General features: G+C 50.8%; 8 protein-coding genes and 1 pseudogene. 3 read left to right on the forward strand and 6 right to left on the reverse strand.

What is annotated here, in order from left to right; all coding sequences use genetic code 11:
• Nucleotides 1–7 precede the first annotated feature (7 nt).
• Complete coding sequence (locus ACO0LN_RS19890) at nt 8–613, forward strand: ACP phosphodiesterase (protein ID WP_422976734.1); 606 nt, start codon at nt 8–10, stop codon at nt 611–613.
• Here the strand turns inward: ACO0LN_RS19890 and ACO0LN_RS19895 are convergent.
• From ACO0LN_RS19895 to uvrA, 3 genes are all read right to left on the reverse strand, one after another.
• The gene (locus ACO0LN_RS19895; protein WP_422976736.1) at nt 610–1,713 is read right to left on the reverse strand and encodes a patatin-like phospholipase family protein; all 1,104 of its coding nucleotides are present in this window, start codon (nt 1,711–1,713) and stop codon (nt 610–612) included. The genes ACO0LN_RS19890 and ACO0LN_RS19895 overlap by 4 nt on opposite strands.
• Nucleotides 1,710–2,282, reverse strand: a complete 573-nt coding sequence (pth, locus tag ACO0LN_RS19900) for an aminoacyl-tRNA hydrolase (RefSeq protein WP_422976738.1) — start codon at nt 2,280–2,282, stop codon at nt 1,710–1,712. Before pth ends, ACO0LN_RS19895 begins: the two co-directional genes overlap by 4 nt.
• Before the next feature lie 181 nt (nt 2,283–2,463).
• A complete protein-coding gene (uvrA, locus tag ACO0LN_RS19905; RefSeq protein WP_422976740.1) occupies nt 2,464–5,403 on the reverse strand; it encodes an excinuclease ABC subunit UvrA in 2,940 nt (979 codons plus the stop codon).
• A 190-nt stretch (nt 5,404–5,593) separates the two neighbouring features.
• Here uvrA and ACO0LN_RS19910 point away from each other — a divergent pair, with 190 nt between their 5' ends.
• Nucleotides 5,594–6,778, forward strand: coding sequence for an MFS transporter (locus ACO0LN_RS19910; RefSeq protein ID WP_422976750.1), 1,185 nt, complete (start codon nt 5,594–5,596; stop codon nt 6,776–6,778).
• 34 nt (nt 6,779–6,812) lie between these two features.
• Nucleotides 6,813–7,313, forward strand: a complete 501-nt coding sequence (ssb, locus tag ACO0LN_RS19915; protein ID WP_422950282.1) for a single-stranded DNA-binding protein — start codon at nt 6,813–6,815, stop codon at nt 7,311–7,313.
• 198 nt (nt 7,314–7,511) lie between these two features.
• Here the strand turns inward: ssb and ACO0LN_RS19920 are convergent, their stop codons facing one another.
• The 3 genes and pseudogenes from ACO0LN_RS19920 to ACO0LN_RS19930 form a co-directional block, all read right to left on the reverse strand.
• Nucleotides 7,512–8,120: a hypothetical protein gene (locus ACO0LN_RS19920; protein ID WP_422976742.1), complete on the reverse strand. Its 609-nt coding sequence runs from the start codon at nt 8,118–8,120 to the stop codon at nt 7,512–7,514.
• A gap of 189 nt (nt 8,121–8,309) precedes the next feature.
• The gene (locus ACO0LN_RS19925; protein WP_422976744.1) at nt 8,310–8,522 is read right to left on the reverse strand and encodes a DUF3223 domain-containing protein; all 213 of its coding nucleotides are present in this window, start codon (nt 8,520–8,522) and stop codon (nt 8,310–8,312) included.
• Nucleotides 8,522–8,995: pseudogene (locus ACO0LN_RS19930) on the reverse strand (integrase core domain-containing protein); the annotation flags it as partial. The gene ACO0LN_RS19925 and the pseudogene ACO0LN_RS19930, both read right to left, overlap by 1 nt.
• Nucleotides 8,996–9,126: the final 131 nt, after the last annotated feature.

A 9,126-nucleotide genomic window follows, 5' to 3' on the forward strand; every position in this document is an offset into this window, starting at 1 on the left:
AGCGAATATGAATTACCTTGCCCACATCTACCTGGCCCAGCATAGCGATCGCGCCATGCTGGGAGCCTTGCTCGGTGACTTTGTCAAACTAAAGGACACTGCGCTCTATCATCCTGAAATCCAGGCTGATATACAAATCCACAGGCAAGTCGATAGCTATACCGACAGCCATCCCATCGTCTTGCAGGCCAAAGCATTATTCCAGGATCAGCACCGCCGTTATGCAGGCATTTTGCTGGATATCTTTTATGACCATGTACTGAGCCAGCATTGGCCGCAATGCAGCCCGGCTCCACGTCAGGAATTGATACAGCGTTTTTACAGCGCCCTGCAAGCACAATCAAAAATAATCTTGCCTGATAATCTGCAGGCAGCCTTGCCGCGCATGCTGAGCCAGGACTGGCTGGGTTCTTATCATGAATTTGACGGCGTCAGGATTGCCGTCGAACGCACTTCGCAAAGGCTGTCAAAGAATGGTGATTTGTTGCGTGCGGGCCTGGGTGATTTGCTCAGCAATTACGATGCATTGAGCAAAGGCTTTCTTGAATTCTTTCCTGAACTTGTACAATATGTGGCTGAGCAGCGCGAACAAAAATTATCTCTACCAGCTTAAAAATTCAAAGCCTGCACCAGATCAAGATTTGGTTTCTCAACAAATGCCGCAAAGTCGTCGCGCATGCGCCCGCTTTCGCTGATCGCCAGCTTCCAGTTCTGAATGCGGAAATCGTGATTCAGTCCGTAGTAAAAAAAATCTTTTCTGTCCGGCAGCTTGCCGCGTGTCAGCGTCTTCAGGAAAGAAGGAGATGGTGACACCATGATCACATTATCCAGCCATTGACGATTGACACCTGTGCCAGCCCTGCGCCAGGGCATGGGCTTGTCCAGCCAGCCGGGTACGATGTGATCTGTAAAATGGGGGTAGAGCACCAGGTCACCATCCTTGCTGCCCGCCACACGTGAGTAGGGCAGGGCCAGGTGGTAATCAATGATGCCGCCATCCCAGTAAGTACCTGCTGGCGTATGCGGGATATTCCTGACCGGTTCCATGATCAGCGGTAGCGTGCCAGATGCCAGCAGCGACCAGCCCAGGTTGTCCGTTTTCAGCGGGCAAAAGTGGGTATCAAAACCATCAAATTTCGCCTTCAGCCAGAACAGTGGGTCACGGGTATCGCCAACAATCACTCGGTCCATATGCCTTGCCAGGCGTGAACGCGACGCCAGGTTGGCAAATGTCGCCGCCACAAAACCAGCCTTGGCCTTGCTCACCGATTGCGGTGCTGTCAGCAAACCGCGACCACGCACTGCCAGCAAATGCAGCCTGTGCAAGGGCTGGTTGACGACTTCTGCCTCATGCCCGCCGATAAAGTCATGCAAGAGATTCTGGATTTCGCGCGTCACATAGTGGGCAGAAGGTTTTTCAGGATAACGCTGTTCACAATACAAATCACCCAGACGCTGGAAAGCCGCCACCGGGTCAGTATGGCTGGCCGCCGCCATGCGCCAGGCACCAATTGATGCACCGATCAGCGTGCGTTCACGCGGTGCAGTTGGCAGCCATTCACCAAATATCCATTGATCCAGAGCCTGCAATATCAAACCCTTGGGGCCACCCGCTGCCGCCGGGATGATGGCCACATCCTGCGCGCGCAAGCCATGCTCACGCAAGTGTGTGTAGGCTTTGCGACCGGCATGGATTTGTATTGCTGAACTCATTTTGTTGTATGGAGCTGCATCATCGCTTCAGGGAATTTACCTTCAACCAGCAAGGGTAGCACAGCCAGGCTATTGGCGATGGCTTCGTCTATTGGCCCCTGTTCTTCCTTGCGTGGCCTGTGCAAGACAAAGTCCGCCACACCCTGCGTCAAATTCAAACTGCGTGGGTGACCTATGCCTATGCGCAAACGCCAGTAATCCTGGGTACCCAAAGCTGCCGTAATATCCTTGAGACCATTATGCCCGCCAGATGAACCACCAAGTTTGAGCTTGGCAATGCCGGGCATGATATCAAGTTCATCATGCACCACCAGCACCTGGTCTGGCGTGATCTTGTAGAAACGGCAGATCGCGCCTACCGATTGCCCCGAACGGTTCATGAAGGTTTGCGGCTCCAGCAACCACACTTCCTGGTTGGCAATGCGGGTCTTGCCTACCAGGGCATTGAAATTTTTGTCCCTTTGCAGGCTGGCTGACAATTGATCTACCAGCCAGAAACCGGCATTGTGACGGGTTTGTTCATATTCAGGGCCGGGGTTACCCAGGCCAACGATCAGGCGTATTGTCATTGCTAAGCAGGTATCTTGTAGTTATTGCAGAACTGATGTGCTGCGGATTGAAAGCTATTATAACCAAGCCTAAAGTACGCTCATGAAAATGCACACCACCCAACGCAACATCACAACGCAACATCAATAAAAAAGGCGCTGTTTCCTTTGCAGGAACAGCGCCTCACATCAAGGCATTACCTTATTTTGACTTCTTCAACAGTGGCAGCAAATACTTGCCAGTCACACTCTCAGGATTATCCGCCACTTCTTCCGGTGTACCGGTCGCTATGATCTTGCCACCGCCAGCGCCGCCTTCAGGGCCAAGGTCAATCAGCCAGTCAGCGGTTTTGATGACATCCAGATTATGCTCGATGATAACGACGGTATTACCCTGGTCACGCAACCTGTGTATGACCTTCAACAGCAAGGCGATATCATGGAAGTGCAAGCCTGTGGTCGGTTCATCCAGGATGTACAGGGTGCGGCCAGTATCACGTTTGGACAATTCCAGCGACAGCTTGACGCGTTGCGCTTCACCACCCGACAGGGTAGTCGCGCTCTGACCCAGCCGTATATAACCCAGGCCCACATCCAGCAAGGTTTGCAATTTGCGTGCAATGATAGGGACGACCTTGAAGAATTCAAATGCGTCTTCTACCGTCATGCCCAGCACTTCATTGATGTTCTTGCCCTTGTAATGCACTTCCAGGGTTTCGCGGTTATAACGCTTGCCGTGGCAGACATCGCAAGGTACATACACGTCAGGCAAGAAATGCATCTCGACCTTGATCACGCCATCGCCCTGGCAGGCTTCACAACGGCCACCCTTGACGTTGAAAGAAAAACGGCCAGCGCTATAGCCACGTTCTTTTGCCGTTGGCACGGTAGCGAACAAATCACGTATCGGTGTGAACAGGCCAGTATACGTCGCCGGGTTGGAACGGGGTGTACGACCTATTGGTGCCTGGTCGACAGAAATCACTTTATCAAAATGCTCAAGTCCACTGACATGGTCAAATGTCGCCGGTTCAGTTTGTGAACCATACAAGTGACGCGCAGCGACGTGATACAGCGTGTCATTCACCAGTGTCGATTTGCCTGAACCAGAAACCCCGGTCACGCAAGTCAGCAAGCCCACCGGCAATTTCATTGACACTTTTTTCAGGTTATTGCCACGCGCACCAGCAATCAGCAATTGCCTGGCCGGGTCAGCCTTGGTGCGCTTTTTGGGGACAGCAATTTCCAGCGCGCCACTCAGGTATTGCGCAGTCAGTGAACGCTTGTTGCTCATGATATCTTCCAGCGTACCCTGGGCAATAATTTCACCACCATGCACACCCGCACCTATCCCCATGTCGACCACAAAGTCGGCACAGCGTATGGCATCTTCATCATGCTCGACTACCAGCACGCTATTGCCGATATCGCGCAAATGCTTGAGCGTATCGATGAGCCTGTCATTGTCGCGCTGATGCAAGCCGATAGATGGTTCATCCAGTACATACATCACACCAGTCAGGCCAGAACCAATTTGCGATGCCAGGCGTATGCGCTGGGCTTCGCCACCAGAGAGGGTATCGGCACTGCGTTCCAGCGACAGATAATCGAGGCCGACATTATTCAGGAAAGTCAGGCGCGCCGTGATTTCCTTGATGATGCGGTCAGCGATATCGCGCTTGGAACCAGTCAGCTTCAGGTGTTCAAAGAAGTGCAGGGTCTCGCGCAAAGGCATGGCGCTGATATCGTAAATCGCCTTCTCCTGTTTGCCTGTACCGACCTTGACATAACGCGCTTCTATGCGCAGGCGTGCGCCATCGCAAGATGGGCATTGCTTTTCATTGATGAACTTGGCCAGTTCTTCCTTGACGGCCATGGAATCAGTTTCGCGATAACGGCGTTGCAGGTTCGTGACCACGCCTTCAAAGCTATGTTCCTTGATGACGGTACGGCCTTTTTCATTGATATAGGTAAACGGTATCTGTTGTTTGCCTGAACCATACAAAATGATTTGCTGTGCAGATTCTGGCAATTGCTCGTAAGGTGTATCAATATCAAATTCATAGTAAGCCGCCAGATTGGACAGCATCTGGAAGTAGAATTGATTACGCCTGTCCCAACCCTTGACTGCACCACTGGCCAGCGACAAATTAGGGAAGGCGACGATACGTTTAGGATCAAAGAACTCTATATGCCCCAGCCCATCACATTCAGGGCAGGCACCCATGGGGTTATTGAAAGAGAACAGGCGAGGTTCCAGCTCTTGCAGTGAATAACCGCAAATAGGACAGGCAAATTTGTTCGAGAATAATTGTTCATGATTGCTGTCCATATCCACAAACAGGGCGCGGCCATTGGCCAGACGCAAGCAAGTCTCAAATGACTCTGCCAGACGCTGTTTTATATCTGCTTTAACTTTGACACGATCAACCACTACATCGATAGTATGTTTCTCAGTTTTCTTCAGCTTCGGCAGATTATCGACTTCATAGATTTTTGCTTCATGCGTGCCACTCTGCACGCGAAAGCGTACAAAGCCCTGGGCCTGCATCTGCTCAAACAAATCCATATGCTCACCCTTGCGGTTGGCAACCACAGGCGCAAGTATCATCAGCTTGGTATCGTCAGGCATGGCCAGCACGGCATCCACCATCTGTGATACTGATTGCGCAGCCAGCGGGTTTTCCGGGTGGTCCGGGCAATACGGCGTACCCACGCGCGCATACAACAGACGCAGGTAATCATGGATCTCGGTGACCGTGCCAACGGTAGAGCGCGGATTATGCGAAGTGGCTTTTTGCTCGATGGAGATAGCTGGTGACAAACCCTCGATCAGGTCCACGTCCGGTTTTTCCATCAATTGCAAAAACTGGCGCGCATAGGCCGACAGTGATTCTACATAGCGTCTTTGCCCCTCTGCATACAGGGTATCAAAAGCCAGTGAAGACTTGCCAGAGCCAGACAAGCCGGTGATCACCACCAGCTTATTGCGTGGAAGATCGATACTGATATTTTTCAGGTTATGGGTGCGTGCGCCGCGTACGCGTATCAAATCACGTTTTTGTGCCAATTGAACATCACTGGCATCAAAGTCGATTTCTGCCGGTTTGGGCGCTTTTACTGCTTTTGTGCGTGTCGTCATAATCTCTGTGCTGAATTTGGGCCGAATTTGAAGGAAGTAGGCGTGCAACCTGATACTATAACGGGTTTTGAAAATTATCGCGGGCTCGTCTTTGCTTTGCGCAAACTAAACACATTAGACGAGCTTTTTGAATATGACTATTGCAACATCTTCCGACGCATCCCCACTGAGTGAGCAAGAGCCTGCCGGCATGAGCCGCGAGGAGATCAGCTCCAGCGCCTCTCTCGCTTCCATCTTTGCCCTGCGCATGCTGGGTCTGTTCCTCATCCTGCCGGTATTTGCAATTCATGCCAAAACCCTGCCTGATGGCGACAATGCCAGCCTGGTCGGCCTGGCCATGGGCATGTATGGCCTGAGCCAGGCATTTGGGCAAATCCCGTTTGGCATAGCTTCAGACAAATTTGGTCGCAAGCGTATCATCGTCATTGGTCTGCTGCTGTTCGCTATCGGCGCTTTTGTTGCCGCGTCTGCAACCACAGTGGTCGGCGTCATCATAGGTCGTGGCATACAGGGCGCAGGCGCGATCTCCGCTGCCATCACCGCCCTGATTGCCGATACAACCAGAGAAGAACACCGCACCAAGGCCATGGCCATGGTCGGTGGCTCCATAGGCCTGACCTTTGCATTTTCATTGGTGGCAGCCCCCTTGCTGTACCAGAGCATAGGCATGAGCGGCATTTTCGCCATGACAGGCGTCTTGTCACTGGTGGGTATCGCTGTTGTCTTGTTCATCACGCCAGAAGCACCGGCCATACGCCACAAGCCCGTGCCCCTGTCCGTGGTCTTGAAGAATACCGAACTCATGCGCCTCAATTACGGCGTGTTTGCCCTGCACCTGACACAAATGGCCATGTTCGTTGTCGTGCCAGCGGCACTGGTGCAATATGCAGATCTGCCGGTTGCTGCGCACTGGAAAGTCTATCTGCCCGTGATGTTTGCCTCTTTCATCGCCATGTTGCCAGCAATTTTCATCGGAGAGAAATTTGGCAAGATGAAGCAGGTCTTTGTTGCCGCTATTGCGCTCTTGCTGTTGGTTGAGCTTGGTCTGTGGCAATACTTGCAATCTCCAGCCATGCTGGTAGGCTTACTGTTTGCATTTTTTATTGCCTTCAATATCCTGGAGGCATGCCAGCCATCCCTGGTATCGCGTATCGCCCCGCCAGCCGCCAAAGGTGCAGCATTGGGTGTGTACAACACCTTGCAGGCCCTGGGCCTGTTCTGTGGCGGTTTGCTGGGGGGATGGCTCAAACAAAGTTTCAATCCATCATCGGTTTTCATTGTTAGTTCTGTGCTTACAGCCGTGTGGCTTATAATCGCTATCAATATGCCCAATATCCCCAAGCGCAGCAAAACTGTGCTTGCGGTCAAGGCATAAATTAATTTGTATCAGGAAAAATGAGGAGAAATACATGGCATCAGTGAACAAGGTCATTATCGTCGGCAACCTTGGGAGAGACCCGGAAACCCGTTACATGCCATCAGGCGATGCAATGACCAGCATCACCGTGGCAACCACCGATAGCTGGAAAGACAAATCCAGCGGTGAAAAGAAAGAACAGACAGAATGGCACCGCATCACCTTCTTCGGCAAACTGGCAGAAATCGCCGGTCAATACCTGAAGAAAGGTTCGCAAGTCTATGTTGAAGGCAGCCTGCGCACCCGCAAGTACACCGACAAAGACGGCGTAGAAAAATACGCAACCGACATCAAGGCCGACAGCATGCAAATGCTGGGCAGCCGCCAGGGCATGGGCGGCGGAGCAGGTATGGATGATGGTGGTGGCTACGGTGGTGGTGGCGGTGGAGGTGCGCCAGCACCACGCCCACAGGCAGCCCCACAACAACGCCAGGCCCCTGCATCACGCCCGGCACCGAATTTCTCGGATATGGATGATGATATTCCGTTTTAACCGGGAATTTATTTAGAATGTGAATTAGAGCGTGAACAAGAACCCACTTCCTGTACAGGGAGTGGGTTTTTTATTTAGATTGAAGATGTGTAAGGGTTAATCTGTGCGCTCAATCAAACATGGTTTTATTTCGACGTGGCGAGATAGTCGGACTGTCTTCTTAAATGCTTAAATCAATGTGCTCAAGAGCACGGTGCATTAAATTATTTTTTGCATTTCACTTATACGGCGTCGCAGGAGTGCTTTGACTTCATCGAAGAACCACACACTTTCATCAACTTCGATGGCATCCTGTGAGTCGGTATGCAATTCAATATTCACCTGGATATTGGCTTTTTCCAGCAATATTTTCGCATCATTCAATTTACGCAAATTTCCTGTCAGCCAAAAATTGCTGTTGGGTGATGTCATGCAGATGACATCTTGCGCCCGGCATTCCAGTTTTTGTCTAAGATTGATTAAAGCACTTTTGTCACTTTTATCGAAAGCAGGACGGAGTATATAAAAATTTCCCTGGGCATTGATCAAGTCGTATTTATCCTCCAGGTAGCTTTGCCAACCCTGGGCGTTACTTACGGTTTCTACTTCTCCAGTAAGAGCATTAACCAAGTTTGCACTTACGCCGACATAACACCTTTCCTCCATTCCACGAATGACATAGTCAGCGCTATTTGAGCGAATAACCCAATAATCCCTACGGGGTGAAAGCGTACAAGACTGGATTACAAATTCATTTTCTCCATTCGTTTCTTTGCCTTGATTACAAAGGCGAAGAACGATTTGTTGAGCCTCTTCTGCTTTAAGCATAAATTGATATTAGTGATAATGAGTAAGGTAACAAGTTTTAAGTTTCACTATCCGTAATTACCTTCAGCCGCTTTCAGCGGATGGCGGTTTGACATTGGATAGGTCCGTGAAACCAATTCGAGCATAATGATCTTACAGCCGATGGCATTACGATTCGTTGGAATTCCAGTCTGATGCCACGCCAAACTATTAGCTGGTTGCCCGAGCTGCTGCGTCTAGTGCACGACCAATACTAAAATCGATACGTGACTTATCGATCCGTACTATAAAGAAGCACTGAGTGTGGCCAGGATGATCTTGGTCCACACCTTTTTCAAAGTAAAGGATTCCAGGACCTGCTTTGGTGGGATTGTCAGCAGGAATGGTAATCCCCCCATTTTTAACCGTAGTTAAAAGTAGCACTATGCCGCAAGGGCGAGTTTTTGTTTCGGAGTAGACCCTCCCAAGGCCATGTTGGGCCGTTCATAATTGTACGTCCAAAGCCAACGTGTGGCGAAATCCTGCACTTCATCCACAGTATCGAACAGATGATGGGCTAGCCAATCGTAACGCACGGTCCGGTTGTAGCGTTCCACGTAGGCGTTTTGCTGCGGCTGCCCAGGCTGGATATATTCAATCCTGATCCCGCGTTGTTCAGCCCAGGCTATCAAGTGTGTGCTGACGAATTCAGGACCATTGTCACACCGTATCGCCATCGGTTTTCCGCGCCATTCTATGATGTTGTCCAAAGTACGAATCACACGTACCGTCGGTAGCGAGAAGTCGACCTCGATGCCCAAGCCTTCACGGTTGTAGTCGTCTATCACATTGAATAAACGGATACTACGACCATCAGCCAGTTGGTCATGCATAAAGTCCATGGACCAGACCTGGTTCATTGTAAGCATCCGGTGAAGTCATCTTGAAGTTAAGGGCTTAAGCGTAGATGATCGTGTCCACTTATTAAGTGGACACTTGTACATGATGGATGACGGAATCAATACGCCAAGACGGCGTCGGCGACACA

Source organism: Undibacterium sp. TC9W, assembly GCF_049339865.1.
Classification (GTDB): Bacteria; Pseudomonadota; Gammaproteobacteria; order Burkholderiales; family Burkholderiaceae_D; genus Undibacterium.